Consider the following 24734-nt stretch of genomic DNA (forward strand, 5'->3'; position numbering starts at 1 on the left):
TTGATCTGCTAAGAGTTGGGGGCAGACCACGATTAGTGCACCAATGTATATTGGTGGTCTGGCCCCTATTTCTGGAGATCCCCGAGTGGTCGACGCCTCTGGCGCCAAAACGGTGAAGGCATGAACGTTAAAACGGCATTAGAAGCCCTGGGGTTACACGACGCGCTGGTGGCATGCGCCGATGGAAGCATCGGCACGCCCATCTGCACACTGCGAGCCCCTGCCGAGTGGTATGGGTTTCCACCTGCGTTGATCCCGATATGGAGTGACGGATCTTGGCCTACCTATATTGGGTACTGGAAGCACTGGTTTGTTGATCGTGAACCCACCTTCGTAAAAATGTATGTTGGCATCGACCGAATGACCGTAGAGATCGCCCGCACGCCTGCGCAACTGATGGGCGTGCTCGCAATGATGTCGATGAGTCTTGAGGAGGGTGTCACGCCCGAACTTGAGCAGTTCGCCAAGGCGGTGGGGCTTGATTGCCTGGAAGCATTGGATGCGCAGTCGTTGAAAACTGGCGACGACTCCAAAGGCTTCGCCAACGTTGAACCGTTCAAGACGTTGACGCCACTGGCCAGTATTTCTGACGGTGCAAAGCGTTATACCGGAAACTTTCCGAACCCGTTCGACCCAATCCCTAATTGGTGGGAAAGCAGTTGCTATTTTGAAGTTGTCGACCAGCACATCCCAGTGCCGAACGGCGTGGAACTGCCCACTTGGTTTGATCCTGAGCGCGAGAAAAAGCCGTTGTTCGAGGATTTTATGCAAGCGGGACGCCTTGACTGCGCATGGCTGACTCTGAACTCCACTGGCTGGTCCATCGGCGATGCACGGCAGGCACTGGTTGCGTTGCAGGAGCGCGCCGATGATAAGGCGTTTGACGCGGTTGTTGCTTACTGGTTGTCCATTGCGGATTTGGATGCTGGGGCATATTAAAAGTGAAGGGGAATCGGGGTTAAGGGATCGGATAAAGGTGACTGATTTATTTACAAGCTGTTTAATAAATCTGCCCCTTTAATGCTGCCATCAGATATACCAAAGGGAATACCTATTAATGGTCATGCCAGTCTTTTATAGCAAATCCTGGTTCCGTGCAAAAAAATGCGCGATAGAACCAATGAATGAGTCCACGGCACGGGCCGAGCATCAGGCAGGTAAGTCATATACCGCTCTAATTGGGTCGGAATCAACGCCTTCTTGTTTTGTTGAAATGTTGATAGATAAGGGTATGGTTGGCGTCGGTTTTCTTGACGATAGAGGCCATGAGTATCTGACCTATCAATTTCACTACTTAGACGAAAGCCAACTTTTTCTCTCGATGGCCACCCACCGTGAATTCGAGGGGGGCAAGGTCGCTTTTGGAACAACTTATATATTTGGACGGCAGGGTGGTCTTGTCGTTAGGCGTGAGAGGATGATTCCCTATACGGTTGAAGATGCTCAATCAACCTTTGAACCGGCAGGGAACTACGAAGTTGCACCGAAATTTGGTGATTATTCAGGTGTAATAAATATTAATCGGTGAGGGGGGTGATTTAGGAAGTAAACGTGACGGATTTATTTAATGTGGAGGGATCGGGGTCGGGCCACGTTTTTAGCGAAATCCATATAAATTTAACGTTAATGGTGGTCTGACCCCTATTTCCACTGGCAGTGGGAGCGGTGTGCTTTATGCATTCGATGCAGAGAACGATTGGGCAATCGTAGAAATTGATCCTGAACTGGATGGGGCAACGGTTTTGTTCGAAGATTTTTCCAGCTTCATTTTGAGCCAGTTAGCGGCGGTCAAGGGTTACGTGGATTGGCGCGCCGCACAGTAATATGCGCAACGCGCGTACTTGCATTATTAAGGATGATCAATGAAACCCGTAAAACTCTCCCTACAAGCTTTCCTGATGTCCTGCCTGGTGGCCGGCTGGGGGCTTGTCTACGTGGGCCGTATCAAGTGGGCCATTTCGGTTGCCGCGCTGTTGTACGGCGGTGTGGTGCTGCTCGGCGTGTTCGGCCTGAGTGCCTCGCCCATTGGGCTGTATGTGTTGTTCGGCTGGATTATCGCGGTCAAGCTCAGCTCGGCGATCGTATCGGCAGTGTTGGCCCGTCGCTACACCGGCCCGGCGGGCGTGCCGCGCAAACGGTTCCACGCGCTATACGTCGGCGTGTTGATCGTGATCACGTTCATTCTGTTGGAGGTCCTGCGGGGGCCGCTGATGGGGTTCAAGAACTACTACATTCCGACCGGTTCGATGGCGCCGACGGTGTCCGTGGGCGACTACATTGTGGCCGACCTCAAGGCCGGTGCGCCGAAGGTCGGCGATATCGTGGTGTATCGCTGGAACGGCACTGAGGCGATCAAGCGCGTGGCGGGTGTTGGGGGAGATACGTTGGCCATCGTCAACGGCGAACTGATCCGCAACGGTGAAAACCTCGGCCTGTTTCATGCGCCGGCAGACCGTGTGAATGGGCCGGCGTCGATGGAGTTGGCTCCGCTCAAGGTCGAGCCAGGGCACGTCTACCTGCTGGGTGACAACCGCAATAACAGCAATGACAGCCGCTTTATGGGACAGGTGGCCGTTGAAGAGGTGGTCGGTAAGGTCACAGGCATCTGGTTTTCCGAAGAGCGGGCACGCATCGGTATGACGTTCCCGTGAATGCTCAAATGCGCTCGGCGCGCTTTTTCAGCATCGGGTGTCGGGTTGCCCAGTGGCTGTGCCTGTTGGTGATGTGCGCCAGCGCCACGGTAGTCATGCTGGCCTGGGCCTACCTCGATCCTGGTTCGACGCCGTTGGGCGTGGCAGTCGCAGGCTTCGTGTGGTGCGGCATTGGGCTGTTGTTCGCGTTCGTGTTTGAGCGGTCGCGCACAACCGCAGCAACGCTTCGATTCATGCTGACTCGGATGGCTGCGATACTGGTGCTCGCGGCCGCGGCGGCCTACTTGCTCGGCCTGCTGTGGGTTGAGCCTGGGCGCGATTCCCTGGACGCTCTGTTGGAAAGGGCGTCCTGTGAAAAGTACGGCGGCACGATTGAAAAAGGCTGGGAGCGCAATTGCACCCGCCCGGAATAGACGCAATCACTTTGAAGTTGGAGTAATCCTGTATGGACGCAAATAACACCCCTAAACGCCCCACAATCCTGGCCAGCATCGGCCGTCGCCTGGCCGCACGCATCATCGACTGCGCCATCGCGGTGCTGATCTTTTTCATCGTCAAATTCGTCGCCGGGGCGTTGTCTGCCTATGTCCCAGGGGTGACGCCCAAGGCTGGTTTCCTTTGCGCGTTTTTTGCGGGCTTTGCCTACTTCCTGCTGGCCGATGCACTCCCCAACGGCCAGAGCCTGGGCAAGCGCCTGCTGAGCATTGCCACGGTGGACCGCAAGACCCTCAAGGGTTGCAGCGTTTCCCAGTCGTTCACGCGTAACTCCGGTGCACTGGTGGTCATCGATTGGGTGTGGATCCTCATGGAATCCAGGACACGCCTTGGCGACATGTTCGCCAAGACCATCGTGATCCAGACCGGTAACCTGACGAGCGTTCGCAGCCTGGCGGATATTTATGACAAAGGCAGGGGATAAGCGCGTTATGAACGATTCAGCATCGGCGGCAGAAACCTGGAACCTCGCCAGCCCGTTCAGGCGGCTGCTCGGCTATGTCATCGATATGGCCGTGGTGTTTTTCCTGCTGTTTTTGATCCGCAACCTGGACTACGCGTATCTGTCTTTGCACTCAGTGGTGGGCCCGCTGTTTTTCGATGGCATCCGCTATGTGCTGATGTTTTTAGCCTTCGGGTACTTTCTGTTTTGCGATGCCTTGCCCAAAGGCCAGAGCCTGGGTAAGCGGGTGTGCCGCACGGCGGTGGTGGGTTACCCGTATCCAACGAACTGCACGCTGTTTCAATCGTTTCTGCGTAATTTTCCGAAGCTGCTGTTCAGTATGCTGGACGGGCTTTTTGTGCTGTTCGGGTTGCGCCGTCGATTGGGCGATATGTTGGCCAAGACGATTGTGATCAACACTTGAGCAGGGCGGCATGGCTGTAACAATGTGGGAGCGGCGGTTCGCAGCTCCCACATTTTTATTGAGGTGCGTCAGCTGGATATCCGCCGACGTACAGGCCTTACAGTAACTTGCGCTGCACCGCCTCATCCAGCGTACTGCGCGTCAACGCCTCGACCACTTCCCGTGTGTCGGTCTGGAAAGGCAGGCCTACGATCAGCACCAGATGCACCCATGTGCGCACCGACTCACTCTTTTTGACCCGGCCCAACTCTTTGCCGTCCTTGTCCTTGAACACCGTTTCGAGGGTAAAGATGTTCTTCGCAGTGGTGGGGATGATGCAGAACGTGAAGCCGGTAATAAACGCTGACACCGGGCTGTATTCTTCATTGTTGTGCAGGGTGGCATCCACGTAGAGGTCCGAGTCAACCTTGTCGGTGCTCACTCGCGAAAAGCGGTTGGACTGCTGGAAGGTGTCGGCCACAGCCTTTTCCCACAGCACCACCGGGGCACCCACTGCCGCGTTGCCTGGGCCACCGTTGACGTGGTTTTGCGCCGTGGTGCGCACGTACGCCGTCGGCTTTTGTGCCGGTGCGTTAGCGGTTGGTGGCCAGGTTTGCACTGCCGGCAGCTCGTGCTGCGAGTAGGAAACGCAACCGGTCAGTAAGACCGCCGCGAGGACCAGGCAGTGTTTGATCAATCCTTTCATGTGTTGCTCCTTAAATTTACGGTTTCGCCAGTTTGGCGGTAGCGGTGTCGAGCAATTGCGCGACCAGCTTGGTCAGTTGCTGGCCGCCCATCGAAGGCGCCCAATACTGGCCGCTGTAAAGCCCGACGTTGTGTTCGAACTTGATCGACTCTTTCGCCGAAGCCAGTTCCTGGCCGTTGCGGTCGACGATGACCAGGTCGCCGGCTACGTCGAAGCTGTCCACGTAGATCGGGCCGTTGACCCAGATCCAGATCGTCAGCGTCAGCAGCGCGCCCGGCACATACGCAGGGTGCGGCGCGCGATGGCCTTTGAGGGAGGTCATGTTGAATTTGAGCGTGACGTCGTGCTCGCCCAGGCGTACCGGATACTCGGTGACCTGCTTGAAATAACCCGCCGTGCGCACGTACTGGTTGATCTGGGCCGTCAGCGAGCGGCTGATGGCCGTCTTGTTGGCCTCGTTGACGTCGGCAGCATTCACCGTCACATCGGCGACTTGCGCACTGCGCGAGCTACTGCTGGAGGCCGGATGGAGCGGGGCGCCGATGGGGCCAGTGACGGTGTACGACACACAGCCGGTCATGGATAACGCGGCGACGAGCGCCGCCGCCCGGAAGAGGATTTTCAACACGCAATATCCCTATAAATGAACGAACCAAGCCACTGTCTCGTCCTTCACGGGCATAACTTGAGCATGCATTTTTTATTTGATCGGTGCAGGCTAATAGCCATCATTGTTTTTGTTTTGCTGACAATGCCTTAGGGCATTTCGCCGCGGACTTGGGCGTAAGCGCCAGTAAAACGGCGCAGCTTGGGCGTCAAAACAACTTGAGAACGGCTTTCAACTCCGTAAAATGCCGCGATTGTTTAAAGCACGATACTTTTCAGGGACGAATTCAGACATGCGCCTGTTTGCCGTATTCCTCGCGGCCTGCCTTATGGCGGGCTGTGCCTCCAAGCCGGCGTATTACATCTCCCCGGCGCCGGTCACTATTCCCAAGACGGCTACCTACTGGGTCGACACCTTCGACGTTGAAGTGGGCGGCAAAAGCAAACATTTCATGCCCGACGACAAGGTTCGCCAGGAACTCGGCGTCGACCTGGTCAACCGCCTGCTCAACGCCAAGCGCTACGCCACCAGCAAGGAAACCGCCGATTATTTGCTGGACGTGGATATCGTCTACGTACGCCATATCATCGACACCAACGGCGGGCTGTCCAATTTAGTCATCGACGACGGCACCATCCTGCAAAGCATCGATTTCGGCTACAAGGTCAAGGTCAAGAAAGCCGGCGCCCAAGTGCTGCGCTTTGCCCACGACCGGCCAGGCCTGGTGCCCAACAACTGGGTGGGCCAGGTGCAGCAATGGAAGACCATCGGCGGCATCATCACCAATACCGGTAACGCCAGTGTCGAGCGACATTTCACTGGTGGGCTGAGCCAATACATTGTCGACGACCTGCAAGATATCCCTTCTCGATAGCGGCTAATCGCTTTGGATTTCCCCACTTAGGAGCACCCTGTGAACTCACTGTCCAAAATCCTGCTGTCCGGCCTCACCGCCGCAGCGCTGCTGACCGTGGCCGGTTGCGCCACCGAGAGCAACCGCGCGCTGCCGGTGGAACAAGTCGCCAGCGCCAACGTCGCCTATTCCGGCGTGCGTGTACCGATTGCCGTGGGCAAGTTCGACAACCGCTCCAGCTACATGCGCGGCATCTTCTCCGACGGTGTCGACCGCCTCGGTGGCCAGGCCAAGACCATCCTGATCACCCACCTGCAGCAGACTAACCGCTTCAGCGTGCTGGACCGCGACAACATGGGCGAAATCTCCCAGGAAGCCGCGATCAAAGGCACCGCGCAAAAGCTCAAGGGCGCTGACTACGTAGTGACCGGCGACGTAACCGAGTTCGGCCGCAAAGAAACCGGCGACCGCCAGCTGTTCGGCATTCTTGGCCGTGGCAAGACACAAGTGGCTTACGCCAAAGTCGCGTTGAATATCGTCAACATCAGCACCTCCGAAGTGGTGTATTCCACCCAGGGCGCCGGTGAATACGCGCTGTCCAACCGTGAAGTCATCGGCTTTGGCGGCACCGCCAGCTACGACTCCACCCTCAATGGCAAGGTCCTCGACCTGGCCATGCGCGAAGCCATCAACCGCCTCGTCGACGGCATCAACGCCGGCGCCTGGAACCCACGCAACTGATCAGCAGCACCTCAAGGAGCAGTACAAGGATGAGCAAGGCAGTTAAGTTGGCGCTGATGCTGACAGCAGTTGCAGCGGTTGCTGGGTGCCAGACGGCGCCCCAGCCCCTGTATCAATGGGAAAGCTACCAGCCGCAGGTTTACGAGTACTTCAAGGGCGAGCCCAAGGAAGCGCAGGTCGAGGCATTGGAGCGGGATCTGCAAAAGATCAACGCCAGCGGCCGCAAGGCCCCGCCGGGTTACCACGCCCACTTGGGTATGCTGTACCTGAGCATGGGCAAGGATGACCAGATGGTGCAGGAGTTTCGCACCGAGAAGGCGCTGTTCCCTGAGTCCGCTGCCTACATGGATTTCCTGCTGAAAAACGCCAAGACCGGAGTTGCCACTAAATGAGCCTGTTAAAACTCACTGGCGCCTTGCTGGCCCTGGCTTTGCTCGGCGGTTGCGCGGCACCCAAGACGATTGATTACACGGCGTACAAACAGGCGCGACCCAAGTCGATCCTGGTACTGCCGCCGATCAATGAATCGCCGGAAGTGCAGGCGTCCTACAGCCTGGTTTCGCAAGTGACCTACCCGCTGGCCGAAGCCGGTTACTACGTGTTGCCGATCGCTCTGGTGGACGAAACCTTCCGCCAGAACGGCCTGACCACCGCCAACGATATCCAGGGCGTGGCACCGGCCAAGCTGCACGACATCTTTGGTGCGGACGCGGCGCTGTACATCACCGTTACCAATTACGGCACCAAGTACATGCTGATCTCCAGCGACACCTCCGTGACGGCCTCGGCCAAACTGGTCGACCTGCGCACCGGCACCACCCTGTGGACCGGCTCGGCGCATGCTTCCAGCGAGGAAGGCAACAACAACGGCGGCGGCCTGGTCGGCATGCTGATCACGGCGGCGGTCAAGCAAGTGATCAACAGTTCCACCGATGCGGCGCACCCGATTGCCGGTATCACCAGCGCGCGCCTGCTGTCGCCGGGGCAGCGTGCGGGGATCCTGTACGGTCCGCGTAACCCGAAGTACGGTACGGACTGAGGTAATAGCCTGGTTCTGAAATCACCGAGGATCAACATGTGGGAGCGGGCTTGCTCGCGATAGCGGACTGTCAGGCAATACCAACGCTGAATGTATCGCCGCCATCGCAGCATAGGTATCTACACATCTTGAGCGATCCCCGGCGTAGCAGCTGTCGAGCCTTGGCGAGGCTGCGTTTGCGGTCTGTCTGACACACCGCTGACGCAGCCTCGCCAAGGCTCGACAGCTGCTACGCACTCTCACATTGAAGAGGTGTAGATTCCCATGGCCATCGCAGGCAAGCCCGCTCCCACAATGATTGAGCCGTTATTCGAGATTTAACCCGAACCCCCCACACCTTGCGTCTGACCTTGTGAACGGATCATTCATTCACGAGGTTCAGCCCATGTCCCGTCCTCTGCTCTACCTGCGTCCTGCTGCCCAGGGCTTTGCCGTTACCTTGCTGGTGGCGCTGGCCGGTTGTGGGCTGTCTACGTCCAGTGATGTGTCGACGCCTGTCGAGCCCGCACCCGTCGCTGAGCTGCAAAGCGCGCCGGCCCAAGGCGCGATGGTCAAGCGCATGGCGATGCCTGCACCCATGCGTATGCAGGAGTCGGCTGTGATGGAGTACCGCAGCGAGCCCCGCGAACAGTACGAAAACCTGCCGGACAACCCGGTGCATCGCGTGGCTGAAACGCCCGTGTCCACCTTCAGCGCTGACGTCGACACCGGCAGCTACGCCAACGTAAGGCGTTTCCTAAACCAAGGCAGCCTGCCGCCCGAAGGCGCTGTGCGACTGGAGGAAATGGTCAATTACTTCCCCTACAGTTATGCGCTGCCCACCGATGGATCACCCTTTGGCGTGACTACCGAAGTGGCCGCCACCCCCTGGAACCCGCGCACTCAACTGCTGCGTATCGGCATCAAGGCCTCTGACCGCGCGGTAGCGCAGCTGGCGCCGGCTAACCTGGTGTTCCTGGTGGACGTGTCTGGCTCCATGGACCGCCGCGAAGGCTTGCCGCTGGTAAAAAGCACCCTGAAATTGCTGGTGGATCAGTTGCGTGAACAGGACCGTGTTTCGCTGGTGGTCTATGCCGGTGAATCCCGCGTGGTGCTCAAGCCCACCTCGGGTCGCGACAAGGTGAAGATCCGCAATGCCATCGACCAGCTGACTGCGGGTGGCTCCACAGCCGGTGCATCCGGCATCGAACTGGCCTACCAGATGGCCCGCGAAGGCTTTATCGACAAGGGCATCAACCGCATCCTGCTGGCCACCGACGGTGACTTCAACGTGGGCATCAGTGACTTCGACAGCCTTAAGCAGATGGCCGCGTCGCAGCGCAAAAGCGGCGTATCCCTCACGACCCTGGGTTTTGGCGTGGATAACTACAATGAACACCTGATGGAGCAACTGGCCGACGCGGGCGACGGTAACTACGCCTACATCGACAACCTGCGCGAAGCCCGCAAAGTGTTGGTCGACCAACTCAGCTCGACCCTGGCCGTGGTCGCGCGGGATGTGAAATTGCAGGTGGAGTTCAACCCGGCGCGTGTCAGCGAATATCGCCTGCTTGGCTATGAAAACCGCGCCCTGAAGCGTGAGGATTTCAACAACGACAAAGTCGACGCCGGTGAAATCGGTGCAGGGCACACGGTAACTGCGTTGTACGAAATTGTGCCGAAGGGCGAGAAGGGGTGGTTGGAGCCTTTGCGTTATGCCGCTGCGCCTGCAGGCGAGGGTAAGTCCGGTGAGCTGGCGATGTTGCGTGTGCGCTACAAGCCCGCCGGGGGCGGTGAAAGCCAGTTGATCGAGCGGCCCATCAGCAACGAATCCACCAAGGCCAGCGACGACCTGCGCTTCGCGGCGGCCGTGGCAGCGTTCGCCCAACAGCTCAAGGGCGATGGCCGCTACACTGGCAGCATGAGCCTGCAAGACACCGCCGCGCTGGCCCGCTCGGCCCGAGGCGATGACCCGTTCGGGTTGCGCAGCGAGTTTGTGCAACTGGTAGAGCTGGCGCAGGGCCTCAAACACTGATCGCGCAGGCAACGACGATCCAATGTGGGAGCTGGCAAGCCAGCTCCCACAAGGGTTCTGTTTTACTGGCTAGAAGGAGTTCGCCACTTACATGGCCGTACCAGATGCTTCACCCAGCGACGAATCGCTGCTGGCCCGCTACCGAACCGGTGACGCTGCGGCGTTCGAAGCGCTGTATGCGCGGCATCGCCAGGGCCTGTACCGCTTCCTCGTGTCCCTGAGCAACAAGACCGAACTGGCCGAGGAAATCTACCAGGAGACCTGGCTCAGCCTGATCCGCAGCGCCACCCAGCCACAAGGCCGGGCGAGTTTTCGCACATGGCTGTTCCAGATAGCCCGCAACCGGCTCATCGACCATTGGCGCAAGCACGGCATCCACAACCCGCTGCACGACAGCTACGACGAGCAACTGCACGCCCAGCCCGACGACAGCGCCGGCCCCGAGCAGCAACTGAGCCTGAGCCGCGACCAGGCGCGGCTCGACGCCGCGCTGCAAGCGCTGCCCGAAGACCAGCGCGAAGTCTTCCTGCTGCGCCTGCACGGCGAACTCGAAGTGCCGCAAATCGCCGCCCTCACCGGCGCCCCGCTGGAAACCGTAAAAAGCCGCCTGCGTTACGCCCAGCAGAAACTGCGCCGCCTGCTGGCCGAGGAGATACCCGCATGACCGACTCCCGACACACCCCGGATCCTGACGACGTGCTGCTCCAGCACATGCGTCAACACAGCACCGGCGAACCGCCCGCGTCCCTCGACGCCTTCATCCTCACCGCCGCCCACCACGAAGCCCCGGCTCCGCAGCCGAGCCTGTGGCAGCGTTGGCTGCAAGCCTGCCAACGTCCGCGCTGGCAGATGGCGTTCGCCACTGTGGCCGGTTTAGCGCTCATGATCGGCGTAGTGACGCGCTCCCCCGTGCCGCAACCTGAAATGTCCACGGCAACCTTCTCCGCCCTTCATGAGGAAGCTCCACGCCCCGCCCCGCCCGCGATGTCCGCGCCCGCACCGGTGGCCCGAATGGCCGTCGCGCCCCAGGCCGAGCGTGCGCAAGTCATGGGCTCGATGGCGGATGAAACCACAACCAAGCTCAGCAAACGCGCGCCGGTGGCGTTACTTTCGTTGGAGGAGGGGTTGCAGGAGATTGTGAGGTTGCGTGAGGCCGGGGAGACCAAGGCGGCGGATGAAAAGCTGCTGGCTTTGCATGAGCGCTTTCCCGAGGAAGACTTGCCGATGCGGTTGGAAGCGTTACAGAAGCGTTAAACAGGCGCTCATAAAAAAGCCCCAGGCCTTTTGGCCTGGGGCTTTTCGTCATATCTGGTGCCCCGGCGTCGTTTGAACTGGACAGTAAGATGCCCGTATTCATTGGGTATGTTTGATGGCGCTTCGGTTAGGCATACACGTGGGCATACACGGCGCTTCCTCCTGGCCACTTTTTTCGTGGTATCCCCGTAGGGTGAAGCAACACCAAATGGTTACTTATGTGGTGCCTTCCAGCTGAGTCGTTACTTCTTCGTTCGACCTTCCGCCGCCAGTGAGGCGAGCGCAAGGGTGATGAATCCTGCATTTTCATCCAGGGTATCCAGTGCCCCTCGAATGTTCTGTGCCACTTCCGTCGATCCTCTTTGCTCAACCCAGTTTGACAGCTCCTCGATAGCTGCCCCCAGCGCCAGTTGGTTTTCATTCATGCGCTTGAGTAATGACGCAAGCAAAGGGGTGTCTTCCATGATGGTCTCTCGCCGTTTTGTCAGGTAGTCAATCTACCTCGAGCCAGTGGCATTGCATATCAGCTGTCCTCACCACCTGGTGATTAGAAATCATGCCGACCATCTTGATTCACTAAAGGCCAACAATGTGATGTAGGGCCAATTTGGAAAGACAGCATGAGAGCACACACCTAGCCCCCTCCAAAACCGGTGTAACTGGTGTTACGAGTGTAACGCCCTTCACCAAACGCCCGGTTTCATTGGCTTTCACGGCTGTTACACAGTTGAGCGGCATCGCGTACATCGGATGTAACGCTGCCCGTGCGTGTAACGCTAACGTCAGCATCCAGGTGTCGTGGGCAGGTGCTTTGCGCTCCAGCCTACCAAGCGAGTTTCGCTTGCTCCGCCTCTCGATGACAGGAAATCACGCTGGGGACCCTGAGAGGTTTCGCGTTACACGGGGCATGAAACCCGCGGAATCGAGTTAGTGGGAGGCGTTGGAAGTTACTGAAATTTCAATGGTTGAAATTGAAAGGATCTTGAAGAAAAAGGGCCATCGTTACAGCTTCGGTAAAGGTGGCTGTATCGGTTGCTGATAGTGAACACCTGCATAGCGTCAACCAGGGTAATGGGTGTCAACCACTTCAACCTGTCAACTAACTTGAAAAATCCAGCCGCTAACACGAACGCGCAGGTTTCCGACACCTCGATCAAATTAACTTCCGGGGGACCCCACCGCGTTTTTAAGTCGCTGATGCGGCCCAGGTTTTTCGCTGGTGGAACCTCCATCCAGGGGCTAGGGGTCTATCGACTAAAAACCTTGTTACGTGTGTTACCTATAAATGCAAGATATTGAATTTATGGGAAAATATTGAATTGCACACCTTTGCGATGTCAACGTAAGGGCTTGTTGCGGGGCTAAAAGGTGTTACGTAAATAATTGGCTTGTGCGTAACGATTAATGCCCACTGTGGTGAGTGTCAAAGCACCAGAGACTGATCCTGTCGCTCTAAATTAGCTTGACAATAATTTCTAGATCTCTAAAATTTTGCTAAAGCCGGACTGGTCTCGTTCGGCGCTGCTGGCCTTGCGCGAATTCTTTGGATACGAGACCAATCTGCTTAAGCCGCCACACCCACTATTTTGATACGAAACTTGACCCTAGTCAGGTGCACCACGGCCCGCCAGCTACTGTGTGAACTCTGTGCCCCTGAACGAGGAGTTTATATGGTTCGTATTCCCGTTACATCGGCCGACCTTGATACCGGCCGCATCAAAAGCTCTATTTCCAAGCTGAGTAAGCACCATCCCGATCAGTCCGTGAAGCCTAAGCGGTCCACTGTGCAGCATACCTTTGCTCAGATATTGGGTTATGGAGGGTATGAAGAGTTGCGCTCGCAGGCCAAAAAAAATGGGGCTATCTATTCCGGCCAATCGTTAGAGTTGGATGATGTCGTTACGCATATTTCACTGCGCATATCGCGTTACTGGAATGTGTCGATCGAAAAGGCGGAGTCCATTGCAGTCGCGTTAGGCCTAGTACATCTTGACGTATTCCGCCCCATTCCCCGCTCTATTCAAATGCCGCACTTACGAGAAGTTCGTGTGAGCCCATCCGAGCGGTTGGTGAGAGTTCCCTTATTACAAAAGTCACTTTTTGATGCTGTGCGCCAAGCTACAGTGATGCCAATGGCGCAGATGGAGTTATTTCGTGCTGGATTGGAGGCAATGGCGCATATTGCAGCGATTCAAGAAGCGATGAAGCCATCGGCCCAAATGGCCGCGATTCATGAAGCGATGAAGCCATCGGCCCAAATGGCCGCGATTCATGAAGCGATGAAGCCATCGGCCCAAATGGCCGCGATTCATGAAGCGATGAAGCCATCGGCCCAAATGGCCGCGATTCATGAAGCGATGAAGCCATCAGCCCAAATGGCCGCGATTCATGAAGCGATGAAGCCATCGGCTCAAATGGCCGCGATTCATGAAGCGATGAAGCCATCGGCCCAAATGGCCGCGATTCATGAAGCGATGAAGCCATCGGCCCAAATGGCCGCGATTCATGAAGCGCTGAAGCCATCGGCCCAAATGGCCGCGATTCATAAAGCGATGAAGCCATCGGCTCAAATGGCCGCGATTTATGAATCGATGAAGCCATTGGCTCAAATCGCAGCGATTCAGAATGCAATAAATCCAATGGCGCATATTTCAGCGATTCTTGCTTCTCTGAAGTCAAAGCCGAACTAAGAAGTTCTATAGTGAGAATAAGTCTTTAGAAATGAGGGCAATGGTGAGGGTACGTTGCAGTGCCTTCACTATTTGCAAAATCCCATTCTGTCGGTTGGTAGGTTTTGCTTGAATCCTCATAACTTCGATTTTTTCAATTGCCCCCGCCGATTTATGGATGGAGGCTTTTACTGGTAAGACATGGCGGTCGTTTGTCTCAGTCTTAGTCTTGGTATGGGTAATCCTCAACTACCCGCCTCAATTCAGGTAGGATACCTACTCGGGGTATCCAGACGAAGTGTCTTAAATTTCTCGAAAGGTGGCACCAACAGCCGCTAATGCGTCTATAGGCTGTAATACCAAGGTTCGTAATACTGTAAAGTAATGGGCGAGTGCCGCTTAGCTGGTTCGAACCATACCTAAAATGGACAGCCGCCTTGCTTCGAAAGTCGCTATGCATAACAGGCTACCTCCGGGTAAGAGCAGATATTAGGTAGTGGAGAAACGCCGATGTTGTAAATCCGCGATTCGTACCTCATGATTAGCGAACTTAAGATTATTCACAGCTTGCACTGAGCACGATTTCTTGAGTTGGGTAAAACTCAATTTTTCAATATGGAGTTATAGTTTTGATTAAGGATCATCTGTCTGTTGTTGCTCTTGTAGTGGGTTTGGCCCTTTCGACTATTAGCCTGAAACAGTGGTTCTCGGCGCCGGCGATCGAGTTGAGCGCTAGCGTAGAATCGAGCGCTTATCGAACACACCCAAGTATTCAAGAGTATATTGGTAAGGAGCTAACCAGTGTTTCAGATATTGAAGCTAATTTAGAAAAAATAGATAATGTCAAGATTCAAGGGTTTACTAGTTCACAGCTTTCTTTAGTTGCTAACCTGCTCAGGGATCAAGCGTATAGTACAAAATACAGTTTTGATAACGATGCGCGTACTTTTCTTGTCTATACGATAGATAATTCTGGAGATAAAGCTGCAACCAATGTAGGTCTCGTAAATTATCTTGAAGGTGTCGCCCTAATTGAAGGGGCTAGCAAATCTATTCGAGTTAGTGATAAAGAACCCATTGAGCTTGGTGAAATACCACCTAGATCCTCTAAGGTCGTATATTTCTGGACGTCGGATTATTTTTTTCTTCGCGGCAACAAAACTTATGTTAAGTACTCAGACGGTACTATTGATGTCGATGCAACGGTGCCTCTCGGCGGACTATATAGGCATTTTCATGAATTTAGCATAATTTATCAGTTTGTCATTATTGTAATTGCGTTATTCTTAGTTATTTTTCTATTCGACAAGTATTATGGCAAAACCTCAGCGGCTCCCACTGTGCCTGAACAAGCTAAGCCGAAGCGAAGAAGACGACGAACTCGATCTAAGGCTCGCCCTGTTACTCCGTCGGAAGATTAAATCAGCCGTAGTCTTTAGGTAAATAAGGGAAATAGAATGACCAACGAAGATCGGTCTTATCAGTTGCCTGAAAAAACCCTGCCCGCAATAAGTTTTCAAGATCATGCTGCTGACTTAATAAAATTTAAAGAGTTTGTAGATGATCTCGGAATCAAAACTCACAATACTCGGATTGCTCGATACACGCAGTATTTTCTTCAATTGGCTGAAGGCGAGCTCATTGATGAAAGAAAGATATTCAAAAATGTTAATGATGCGAGGTTCCAAAGTGCTCTCGATTGGCAATTGTATTTGTTGAGAGAAGCTCATGAGTTAATGTGGATATTACGCGGATTAAAAAAATATGTGCCAAAGGGGATTGAAGAGAAAATAGAAAAAATAGTGAGTGGCAGCGATTTCGCGGCTCTAGACAAAAATACAGAATCTAGAGACACGCAGTTTGAACTGCGGATTGCGAGTTACTTTTGTCAAACTGGTTGTTCAGTCGACATCAGCACTGATACTGACATCATCGCCGTCACGGATAAGCATGCCTTCTTTGTAGAGTGCAAAAGGATAGCTGGTTCGCGGAATCTTAAAGACAACCTGGTAAAGGCAAGAGATCAGATAGTTTTACGCATGCCCAAGAGATATGAAGAAAAGCATGCTTTCGGAGTAATAGCGGCAGATGTTACAAAGTTAGGGTTTTCACACAACGGCCTGACTATGGCGCTTACATCTGATCATGCGAGAGATGTTATCCAGAATAAACTAAAGGATATTAAAAGAAGGGCATATGCGTTGCCAATATTTACAGGGCGACCTGATATTATCGAGTGCTTGCTTCAAATTCATATGCCGTCAGTTGTCGCGTATCCGCCGGCAACTACTACTCGCTTTTCTTCATGTTCGTTAAATAATTTAAAGGTCGACAGAAAAAGTAGGTCGGCAATTGCAGAGCTTAACTCGATCTTCAATGCAGGTGGAATAATTGATGATAGAGAAATACCTGCGAAGCAGTTGAAATATAGAACGACATTAGATATTCCTAGCGGCACCGATTTTTTCTTAGAGCAGGAATTGATAACGGCTGTTCTCTCAAATCCTAGTGATGAAGTCAATGCGCCAGAGCTAGTCGTCGCCTCAATGAAGATGAATGATGTTACTCATGAGTTTTCTGTCATGGAACTACGTATGGTTATGGGTAAGTTTAAGTCAGATCAGCTTCGTCATTTTGTAATGAATGTTTCTTCAGAGAGAATTGAATTAGTTATAAGAATGTTCATGCAGCGCTATCCTTATGAAAATAGTCAGTATTAGTCCAGCGATGGTTTTCTGGCTGGTTTTGTCGCGAGGTAAGTTATGCATCTGCCGAAGCGTAACTTACTCGCAATAGAAGCCTGATCCAAGGTCATGATCATGTCTTAACATCAATGCTATTTTACTACCCCGTATATTTTTGCTCTACGCAAGAATGCTTCACGAGCTCCTTCCAAAATTTTACACGCAGCCACTCTGGACTCTTCATCGTCAATCGACCCACGAGCTACAATTACACTTCTCTCGCTAGTGCTTTTTAAAATAATCAACTGTTCTGCATCTCCAAGTACAGCTATGTTAGCGTTATGGGTCACGATTATGACTTGACGGCGTTCTTTGGCTCTGCGTAGAACGGGAACGAAAGTATGTACAATAAACTCACTATCCAGATTGTCTTCCGGCTGGTCGATAATTAGTGGTTTCTTGCTATCTGATGAAAGAATGAGTGCCAGTAGTACTGATTGTTGTTGTCCTAAGGACAACTGAGAGAAATCTTTCTGTATGTATCTCAAGACGTTCGGGTCGTCTGCTTTTTTTGTTACTGTTAACTTCGGTAGGTCATCAACTTGACATTTCTCAAGAGAGAATTTCACAGACGACTCGCTGAGTACCTCGATTAATTCTCTGGCATCTGCCATAGAGAACATTTTAATATCTTCTGATGCCACTACACCGAACAGTGCATCCGAATTACTTTTTTCAATAGCGCTGAGTAATCCCGGAACCTTCAGTTGCTCGACTATTGCCTTGGCCTTGTTCTGGCTACTGGTTTTCCATTTCATCGCGCTCACGATTATAGATACTGCTTCAGAGGAGTAAGCGCTTTCAGAGTATGCAAGTTTTACCTGAAGATCATCGAGGACTTCTGCCAGTGACTTAGAGGCTTTTACTGCATATCTTTGACGATCATTGGCTACTTGTCTTCGGGCGGCCCATCGTGCCTTTAAGGCAGAGGCATATTGAATTTTCAAAAGCTGAAAATGTGGAATCCACGTTTTCAAACTTTCCAAGCTAATTTTAAGTTGGCCCTCCTGTTGGGTTAGCTTCGTGATATGCCCCATGTCTAGCTTCACACCTTTGGCTTCTAAGGCGCTACGCTTTGTTTCAATGTCGGCTCGAATAGGTCGCTCTTTCGCCTCCCATTGTTTAGAGAGTTCCTTGGTGCTAGATTGAAGCTCGATGAAGGCACTCTTTAGAGTGCTGTAGAAGTTCTCAGCTTTATTGGTGAATGCTTCTATAGCGCTTTCAATTAACTTCGCTTCCTCCGATCCAACTGAAATACCTTTACCACTTATTAATCCATTCATTTCTCCCAGTAGTTCTTTTAATTCTGACGGATTAATAAGGTTGTCAATTTCGCAGATTGATTTGTCTAGGCCTGTTCGGATTTCTTTCTCGATCGCCATGCCGCGTTGTAACTTTACTAGTTCAGATCCTTGGGCCGCCTCGAATGCTGTTAGTTGCTGCTGTACTACGCTTAGTGTCCGTTGGACATCCTGTATCTGCGCAACATTTCGCTCAGCCTCTACAACCTTTTCACGGATCGCGGAAAGTGTAGTTATAGCCTCGCATTCGATTTTAATGGCGTCCCCAACCCCTGTGAATGTATCTAGATATTTTAAAAGGGCTAGGGGGTCTCTTTTGCTTTGCTCACGTACTTTGGAAGCCTCACCCTGTCCAAAACAATCGATATCAAAACTTACTGGACCACTTTGAATATCATCAAGGTTTTCAAGTGATCCGTTAATGCACCTTGAAAGAGAATGCCTCTGTCCTGCTTCATCCTGCCAGAATAAATTCAGCTGTTGTGGCCATACTTCAGAGTCGACAACTTCGGCGCCTGAATCACTACCAGTCAAACACCGGATTGCCTCAAATGTTGTCGATTTTCCTGATCCCCTTCCTCCAATTATACAATTTAAGTTCTTGCTAAAATGTACCGCCTGCTTAGATAGGTAACCTCCCTCCAAGGATACGCCTAAGATATAAGGTGTAGTAGTAGGGATTTCATTTTCAAGCCTTACCCGTGAATCGTTTTCGCGTAAAGCTAGTACTAGCCCGGAAAATGTCGGTGTTGCCATTTTGTATCTAGTCAGTTTTCTATCTTGTGATGCGTTTCTACCAAGTGCGTTTAAGGTATGTGAGTCGGAGTTTAAAAGGCGTGCGAGATATTGTTTTGCGCCAAGTCCTAGGCGCTCGACTCTAGATTTTCCTATCTGCGCTCTAACGTCGTCTATGTCCTCCGCTGAATAGGAAACTAGTGATTCAGGGCTTTTCAGCTCAATTCCCAGTAGTCCCTCGTGGCATAAAATATCAAGCTTATGAGGGGATCCTCCTGGATAGTTAGTCTCAAGACCATTTCCACCGTCAACGTGGGCCAGAACGCAAAAACCACCCAAATCAACGGCGATATCCAAACACGAGTGCATTGCATTTTTACATCTGCTTGTCGAAAGGCCCCGATCAACAATATCTAATCGCCCATGAAATCGTTGTAATGATGAAAGATTCGGGAAATAGCACAGTAAATGCCCTTCAGGTGTAGAAAGCTCCACAGCTGGTATTACCAACACCCCGGCCGCTACTCCCGCCTCTACGGCGCGCTGAACGTTACCAATTTCGTTATGGTCTGCAATGGCGATTATCTGCAAGTCCTCTGAAACCGCCGTAGCCACAATTGCCTCTGCAGTCATTCCGTCATCTTTGACATCATGAGATGCTATATAGGAGTGGATATGTAAGTCCCCGCGATAAAATCGTGATCCGTTTGGGAGAGCTACACACGCGCTAAGCTTGTCGTTCATGCTTAAAACTCCATTTTTCGCTGCCGACTTCGATACTAGTGGCTTGACTAGCGCTAGCCTCCTACCAGCTAGCAGAGGGCGCACGTATAGATAGCACAACGCCATATTAGAGTGTTATTGAAATATAGCGTGTACTTTCAAGGCGGGGATCAAGGCTTGTCGCCAATGAATGAATCCAGGAAGTCCGAGGGGCGTCAAGTTCTCAGCTGCTGCCCGCGAGCGCCGAAGTTGTTCGGATTTGTGGGCTGAATCGCTCGCGAATTTCTAGACAAGGGTTGAGGGCTTTCTTCTGATAAATGGCCGGGTGCGTGCTGCTTGTGCGGTTCAGCATAGCGGAAGCCTTTAAGACTGCCGCTTGTGTATCACACTCCCTTTTTATTGAGCTTAAGGTCAATGAAATCAAGCTCTGCCTCTATTGCAGCAATCGTGAGCGTCTCAACCTTTGTGTCTTTGTTTGCTCTTGCGTTGAGCTTATTCACTCCATCCATCCCGACAATTATCCCGTTCAAATGCAGCCTTCGGGCCTTTAGGTCATCAGGCATCTGTGCTCTGTTCTGTGGTGGTTTGTTCATGGTTAGACCGATGGTAGGCCCGAAGCAACCCGCCTTCGCCGATTGCTTCGGGGAGGTTGAGGTTAGGCCGCCAACAGGTCAAGCAGGCTGTGTTGGTGTGATCGTTCTGCAAGCTCTCGGAAGGTCCAGCTTCCGAAGTTTTCACCTTGCTCAGGGATTTCCAGCTTCAGCAGCGCAACCGGATCTTGACTAATCAGTCTTCGCGCAGCCCACAGCTTGCCGCCGGTCTCCAACAGTGCTTTCGCAGCCTCGTTCCACTGTTCTTCCAGCACAGTGTTCGCCAGGTGAGCCGCTTTGTTCTCGATCTTGGCGCGTTCTTTTTGTGCCTCCGTGATGTGCAGATCAATCGTCACCAGCTCTTGCTCCAGTGCGTTGATGATCAGTTGTTGGCGACGGTGATGCTCAGCCGCAGCCGTTAGGTTTTTTGCTGCCTTTTGAGCTTCCACGTTAGCGGCTTTCTCGCCCTCTACATCGCCCCAGGCGACAGCCTGCGCATAAGCGGTGGCTGCGTCCGTTTCAGCTTGTCGAGCCTTTGCCATGTCTTCCTGATCGCTCTGGCGGACTTGCTGCAACCTGGTCACAATGCTGCTGCGCTTTTCGTTGAGCTCCATCTCGTCGGCTTTCCAGTTCGCAATGCTGCTGAGGTAACCCGCAGCTAAGCTCTCACGGTTCGCCAAAGCCTCAAGGCGATCGATTTTTTGATTCAGGCGATAGATCTCGTGATCTCGTGAGTCGATGCGTCTTTTGTGATCGTTGATTTGATCTTGCACTGCCCGTTGACGACCTTGCTGGACAACCTCCGGGCTTTCCAGCGCTTCTTCGAAGGGCGCCAGGTCGCGCTGAATGCTCTCTACTTCGAGGGTCAGTGTGTCGCGGCGGTCTTTCAGTTCTTGGATAGTGTTCATCTGTATTGTCTCTGGGTACTGCGGTTGATAGGGGTGGTTGTCGAACGGCTGGCGAGGCCGGTAATCAGCCGGCGCTACCTCGATCAGCAGGCATGCCGTCAGGCAGCCCTGGCCTCGCTCTCTTCCGAGCCCGGAATCGTCTTCACGATGTAGCAGCGTTGCTGACCCAGACCGGGTAACCGAACCAGGCTCGACGCCTTTCCGTCGCTGGACGGTTCCAGCACGCCTCGTTGCAGCAGCTCCTTGTTCACTGCACTGATGTTCATGCCCTTGAAGATTTCGGCCCTCCAGGCTTCTGGCAGTACGTAGTAGGTGTTGGTGGTGTGCAGTGCATCGCCCATGCCGTGTTCCATCGTCTTGCGAAAGCCGAGTCGATCAATCGTGCGTGGGCCGTGCTCATCGATCTTGGCGGCGGCAGATTCCCAGCGGGTAAAGCGGCTTTCTCCGAACCGTTCGATGACCTGGTGTAACCGCGCCAAGATCGCATCACCCTCGAAGTTACCGGCGCCACCACGCTCAGCCAGCCACGCATGCAGGCAAACCCGTGCAGCAGTCGTGGCCGTACCATCCGGCCAACCGGTGACGCCGAAGGCAGTGGCCAACTCTCCGGCCGCTGCTGCGAGGCCAAAGCGAAGGGCGGCACGCTGGGCCTGACCACTGGCCGATGCGGGTAGGTTTTGGGTGATGAACTGCTCCACCGTGCGGCGAATGATCACCGTCCACCTGAGCATTTCCCCGGGCGCGCACAGAGCGCGTAGGAAGGCGGTGAGGGGCGTGCCGTAGTATTTGGCTACACGGGCCTTGAGCGCATCGGAAAGGGCAGCGGCGTCTTCAAAACCGTTCAGCACGTCGAACATGCCGAGGCCTTTGCTCGCGTCCGCAGGCACGGCAAGCATGCGCACTTCCATACCTGCTTTCAGCTCCTTGTTGGCATCCGCCATGTGCTGCGCCAACGTCTTCTCGCCGGTCGAGAGAAACAGTAAGCGCCACTCCTGTACCTGTCGGCCCGCTTGTCCTCGATCATTCGCCCGGGCCTTGCCGGTGCCGTTGCCGAGCATGTACACCGTCTCGCCGATAATGCGTGGGTCACACATGCCGATTTCGTCCAGCACCAGGAGACCGTCTGAATGGGCGGCTGCGATGGACTCCAGGGCGTTATCTGTCGAGCGCCATGAACGCACCAGGCGCGGCCCGCCATAAACCGAGGCGGCGACTTGTAGGTGAGTGGTCTTGCCCCCGGAGCTGTCGCCGTAGAGGTGGAAGCCGCCCGACTCATGCCCCAGCAGGTTCAACAGAGGGCCAGCAAAGGCCACAGAGACGACAAACGCCAAGCGATGGTTGCCAACGCACAGTGCGCCGATTTGCTGCTGCCACTGCTCCAGAGAGCCCGCCTCGCTGATCGGTGGCAGCTGGGCACCTGCCTCATAAAAATGCAGGTGTTCGGCATGCGAGCCAATCTGTTGTTCGGGCAATAGAAACGCCTTGTCGTGCCAACCCAAGCGCGTTACCAAGCGTGCGCGCTGGGCGCTATCGAAGCTGCCGAGATAACTCTGCAGATCATTGCGTGCGTTACGCCCAGATCGACTTCCTGCAAGGCGCAAACCCATATCTACCAGTGGCCCGAGTACGTCCTTGCCGAAGTCGCCGGTCATGGTCCGGGCTGGAATGTTCCAACGTTTTTTAGCGCCGTCCGGGTCATCGAACTCAACCAACAAGCCCCAGTTGTGGCCCTTGTCGTCGCGAGTGCGGGCGATGATTTCCAGAGGCGAACACACGGGGCGTGCCTCACCATCGTCGCCGGAATAAAAAACACCTTCAGCGGTCAGACGAAAGCCGCCCGGCAACAGATCATTTTTCGATTTCGCGGGGCGTTTGGCGGGCGCCTTGGCCTTCGGTTGTTGAGGTTCGGTTGGCTCAGCGGCACCGCCGAAAAACTCACCGCTGCGCACCATCTCGGCTACGTGACCAGCGGTCCAGCCTTTGGCTAATGCGTCTGCTGCATCGTCTCCGTCAGCCCATTTTCCACCTTTGACGAGTGTTGGCTTGCCGCCTTTGCTGCTGGGCTTGAGATTGAACACGTCGAGCGCAATTCGTTGCACTGAAGCGGCGCCCAGCTCAATCAACTTGAGTTCGATGGCGTCCATGCAGGTCTTGCCGCTGGCATCGTTATCCGGCCAGAGCACCACAGCTCGTCCTTTGAGTGGCGACAGGTCGGCCTTGTGCCAAGAGTTGGAGCCGTTCGGCCAACAGGTGGCGATGTGGTCGGGCATCAGTTCAGCTGCGGCGTCAGCGGCCTTTTCGCCTTCACACAAAACCACAGGCGCGTCGGCGCGCTGTGTCAGCTCATCCAACCGCAGCAGTGGCCGAGGTTCCGCCAACCCTTGCCAGCGCCATTGTGTGGTTTGCCCATCGGCGCGTTTGCACCAGGTCAACGGCGCAAAGACCTTTCGTGGTTTGCCGTCTTCATCTGGGTCCAGGTCGAAGCGATACAGCGCCATGACCGGCTGGCCCTTTGCATCGCGATAGATCCACACCTTGGAAGGGGCGCCGTGTTGTCGGTGTTTGGCCGGGCACTTGTTCATGGCCTCGACCGGGATCGGCTGAAGCGCGATCCATTCCGGCGCTGCGGGCTTGGTCGGTGTGCTTTTGGTGGTTGCAGATCCTGCGGAAACGCTGAGCAGATCTGCCAGCTTTTTGCAGGCCTCAACGTCCGTGCCGCCGTCGATGTAACGCACCAGGTCGATCAGATCGCCGCCTTTATCGCCGGTGGCAAAATCCGCCCAAGTGCCTTTGCTCAAATTGACCTTGAGTGAGCCAGCGCGTTTGTCTGTGCGCGTGGGGTTCGGTGCGGTGTATTCCTTGCCGCCGTCGACACGTTTGCCGTTTGGCAGCCAGTGAGCAAGTACACGGTCGATGTTCGTAAGAGCGGCGCTTTTTACGTTGGCAAAGCTGGGGCGTTTTGAGGTGTTGCCGGTGCGCTGAGTCATGGCGCTGTACTCGCTGCATACAGCGCATCGTTCACGTCATCGATCAGCGCTTTAGCCATCTCGCCTAGGTAGAACGCCGGCCAACTGAAACGCTCGCCTTCGTCACTCATGGCGGCATCGAGAGTCAGTTGATTGGCGTAGTGCTGAAACAGTGAAATTGCTTCAAGCGCATCCTCAAGCGGCACGCCTGCATTCACCCGAAATAATTTCTGGTGGGTGTCGTTAGCACATGAGAATTCGGCACGCCCGAGAGTAGTGGCAGTGTTCACAAGGCACCGCCTTTCTGGCCCATTGGCACAGAGGAGGCATCACCGTACAAGGCGAGTGTTTTGATCAAGCCCAAGGTGCCGCGCACGTCCCAAATGACGGATGACAGCACGCGGTTGGAGAGTACGGGTTTATCGCCGTCTAAATGATCTTCCAGCAGCATCAGAACTGAATCGGCACGGTCGAGGGCGCAGGTGATGGCATCAATGGGAATACCGGCTTCGGCGTCCTGGCTGACGCGGAGCAGATCCTCGGGAAGTGAAAAGCCTGGGAGCATGCTCATTGGGCACCCCCTGCGGCTTCCAGGGCGCGAGCCTTTGACATGTGGGCGTTGTAACGGGAAAGACGTGTAGCGAGGCTGGAGTTGGCGTGTAAAGCGGCGAGGGCCATAGCTCGATGAGCGGCGGCGCGAATTTTGGACGGATTGAGGGCGTGCATGGGGCGAAACTCCTATTGTTGAGGAGCTGCCACACTTCGTCGCCAAACGAATTAGGGTGGCAGCTGTGCGCAGGTTGGCGAACCGGGACAATAGGAACCCGGCAGACCCGAAGGTCTCCCACGCACAGCCGCCATAACACGTGAATGCGGGCACAAAAAAAGCGCCT

Annotated in this window: 26 protein-coding genes; 17 read left to right on the forward strand and 9 right to left on the reverse strand. The window is 54.4% G+C overall.

All coding sequences use genetic code 11. From position 1 onward, the window contains the following. Positions 1-120 precede the first annotated feature (120 nt). The 7 genes from HU722_RS01815 (at position 121) to HU722_RS01845 (ending at position 4012) form a co-directional block, all read left to right on the forward strand. Positions 121-939 (forward strand): hypothetical protein, encoded by an 819-nt coding sequence (locus HU722_RS01815; protein WP_139113188.1) that lies wholly within the window; start codon positions 121-123, stop codon positions 937-939. 118 nt (positions 940-1057) lie between these two features. Then, positions 1058-1528, forward strand: coding sequence for a lytic transglycosylase (locus tag HU722_RS01820; RefSeq protein WP_065879702.1), 471 nt, complete (start codon positions 1058-1060; stop codon positions 1526-1528). 139 nt (positions 1529-1667) lie between these two features. Beyond that, a complete protein-coding gene (locus tag HU722_RS01825; RefSeq protein ID WP_175405783.1) occupies positions 1668-1823 on the forward strand; it encodes a hypothetical protein in 156 nt (51 codons plus the stop codon). 39 nt (positions 1824-1862) lie between these two features. After that, the gene (gene lepB, locus HU722_RS01830) at positions 1863-2651 is read left to right on the forward strand and encodes a signal peptidase I (protein ID WP_064054205.1); all 789 of its coding nucleotides are present in this window, start codon (positions 1863-1865) and stop codon (positions 2649-2651) included. Further along, entirely contained in the window at positions 2648-3064 is a 417-nt protein-coding gene (locus HU722_RS01835) for a hypothetical protein (RefSeq protein WP_083213949.1), read from the forward strand. Before lepB ends, HU722_RS01835 begins: the two co-directional genes overlap by 4 nt. 32 nt (positions 3065-3096) lie before the next feature. After that, positions 3097-3570, forward strand: coding sequence for an RDD family protein (locus HU722_RS01840; RefSeq protein WP_049710670.1), 474 nt, complete (start codon positions 3097-3099; stop codon positions 3568-3570). Positions 3571-3577: 7 nt separating this feature from the next. Then, complete coding sequence (locus HU722_RS01845) at positions 3578-4012, forward strand: RDD family protein (RefSeq protein WP_065879704.1); 435 nt, start codon at positions 3578-3580, stop codon at positions 4010-4012. A gap of 97 nt (positions 4013-4109) precedes the next feature. Here the strand turns inward: HU722_RS01845 and HU722_RS01850 are convergent, their stop codons facing one another. Further along, positions 4110-4697, reverse strand: a complete 588-nt coding sequence (locus tag HU722_RS01850; protein ID WP_012721599.1) for a hypothetical protein — start codon at positions 4695-4697, stop codon at positions 4110-4112. 16 nt (positions 4698-4713) lie between these two features. Beyond that, entirely contained in the window at positions 4714-5325 is a 612-nt protein-coding gene (locus HU722_RS01855) for a hypothetical protein (protein ID WP_065872769.1), read from the reverse strand. A 271-nt stretch (positions 5326-5596) separates the two neighbouring features. Here HU722_RS01855 and HU722_RS01860 point away from each other — a divergent pair, with 271 nt between their 5' ends. The 7 genes from HU722_RS01860 to HU722_RS01890 all read left to right on the forward strand — a co-directional run bounded on the left by HU722_RS01860 (position 5597) and on the right by HU722_RS01890 (position 11205). Beyond that, complete coding sequence (locus HU722_RS01860) at positions 5597-6178, forward strand: hypothetical protein (RefSeq protein WP_065879706.1); 582 nt, start codon at positions 5597-5599, stop codon at positions 6176-6178. A 39-nt stretch (positions 6179-6217) separates the two neighbouring features. Next, the gene (locus tag HU722_RS01865; RefSeq protein WP_065879707.1) at positions 6218-6898 is read left to right on the forward strand and encodes a CsgG/HfaB family protein; all 681 of its coding nucleotides are present in this window, start codon (positions 6218-6220) and stop codon (positions 6896-6898) included. A 29-nt stretch (positions 6899-6927) separates the two neighbouring features. Continuing rightward, on the forward strand, positions 6928-7290 hold the full coding sequence (locus HU722_RS01870) for a DUF4810 domain-containing protein (RefSeq protein WP_065872772.1): 363 nt from the start codon (positions 6928-6930) through the stop codon (positions 7288-7290). Next, positions 7287-7937, forward strand: a complete 651-nt coding sequence (locus tag HU722_RS01875; RefSeq protein WP_049710663.1) for a DUF799 domain-containing protein — start codon at positions 7287-7289, stop codon at positions 7935-7937. The genes HU722_RS01870 and HU722_RS01875 overlap by 4 nt, the downstream gene beginning before the upstream one ends. Before the next feature lie 385 nt (positions 7938-8322). Beyond that, complete coding sequence (locus HU722_RS01880) at positions 8323-9951, forward strand: vWA domain-containing protein (RefSeq protein ID WP_065890185.1); 1629 nt, start codon at positions 8323-8325, stop codon at positions 9949-9951. A gap of 91 nt (positions 9952-10042) precedes the next feature. After that, positions 10043-10615 carry an RNA polymerase sigma factor gene (locus HU722_RS01885; protein WP_065890187.1) on the forward strand — a complete coding sequence of 191 codons (573 nt, stop codon included), beginning with the start codon at positions 10043-10045 and terminating at the stop codon, positions 10613-10615. Next, positions 10612-11205 (forward strand): hypothetical protein, encoded by a 594-nt coding sequence (locus HU722_RS01890; RefSeq protein WP_065890189.1) that lies wholly within the window; start codon positions 10612-10614, stop codon positions 11203-11205. Before HU722_RS01885 ends, HU722_RS01890 begins: the two co-directional genes overlap by 4 nt. 242 nt (positions 11206-11447) lie before the next feature. Here the strand turns inward: HU722_RS01890 and HU722_RS01895 are convergent, their stop codons facing one another. Further along, on the reverse strand, positions 11448-11669 hold the full coding sequence (locus HU722_RS01895; protein ID WP_003187522.1) for a hypothetical protein: 222 nt from the start codon (positions 11667-11669) through the stop codon (positions 11448-11450). Between the two features lie 1206 nt (positions 11670-12875). Between HU722_RS01895 and HU722_RS01900 the strand changes: the two genes are divergently transcribed. The 3 genes from HU722_RS01900 to HU722_RS01910 all read left to right on the forward strand — a co-directional run bounded on the left by HU722_RS01900 (position 12876) and on the right by HU722_RS01910 (position 16594). Further along, positions 12876-13895 carry a hypothetical protein gene (locus tag HU722_RS01900; RefSeq protein ID WP_218490457.1) on the forward strand — a complete coding sequence of 340 codons (1020 nt, stop codon included), beginning with the start codon at positions 12876-12878 and terminating at the stop codon, positions 13893-13895. A gap of 608 nt (positions 13896-14503) precedes the next feature. Beyond that, positions 14504-15295, forward strand: coding sequence for a hypothetical protein (locus HU722_RS01905; RefSeq protein ID WP_186754417.1), 792 nt, complete (start codon positions 14504-14506; stop codon positions 15293-15295). A gap of 36 nt (positions 15296-15331) precedes the next feature. Beyond that, positions 15332-16594, forward strand: coding sequence for a hypothetical protein (locus tag HU722_RS01910; protein ID WP_186754415.1), 1263 nt, complete (start codon positions 15332-15334; stop codon positions 16592-16594). Positions 16595-16710: 116 nt separating this feature from the next. Here HU722_RS01910 and HU722_RS01915 read toward each other — a convergent pair whose 3' ends face one another. The 6 genes from HU722_RS01915 to HU722_RS01940 form a co-directional block, all read right to left on the reverse strand. Further along, entirely contained in the window at positions 16711-19398 is a 2688-nt protein-coding gene (locus HU722_RS01915) for a TrlF family AAA-like ATPase (RefSeq protein WP_186754413.1), read from the reverse strand. Between the two features lie 362 nt (positions 19399-19760). Next, entirely contained in the window at positions 19761-19940 is a 180-nt protein-coding gene (locus tag HU722_RS01920; protein WP_154990319.1) for a hypothetical protein, read from the reverse strand. A 92-nt stretch (positions 19941-20032) separates the two neighbouring features. Continuing rightward, positions 20033-20875, reverse strand: coding sequence for a coiled-coil domain-containing protein (locus HU722_RS01925; protein WP_186754411.1), 843 nt, complete (start codon positions 20873-20875; stop codon positions 20033-20035). Positions 20876-20973: 98 nt separating this feature from the next. Then, positions 20974-23862, reverse strand: a complete 2889-nt coding sequence (locus HU722_RS01930) for a DUF927 domain-containing protein (RefSeq protein WP_186754409.1) — start codon at positions 23860-23862, stop codon at positions 20974-20976. Then, positions 23859-24131, reverse strand: a complete 273-nt coding sequence (locus HU722_RS01935) for a DUF3077 domain-containing protein (protein ID WP_186754407.1) — start codon at positions 24129-24131, stop codon at positions 23859-23861. The genes HU722_RS01930 and HU722_RS01935 overlap by 4 nt, the downstream gene beginning before the upstream one ends. After that, positions 24128-24412: a hypothetical protein gene (locus HU722_RS01940; protein ID WP_186754405.1), complete on the reverse strand. Its 285-nt coding sequence runs from the start codon at positions 24410-24412 to the stop codon at positions 24128-24130. The genes HU722_RS01935 and HU722_RS01940 overlap by 4 nt, the downstream gene beginning before the upstream one ends. Between the last annotated feature and the right edge of the window lie 322 nt (positions 24413-24734).

The organism is Pseudomonas tritici (assembly GCF_014268275.3).
In the GTDB taxonomy this organism is placed as follows: domain Bacteria; phylum Pseudomonadota; class Gammaproteobacteria; order Pseudomonadales; family Pseudomonadaceae; genus Aquipseudomonas; species Aquipseudomonas tritici.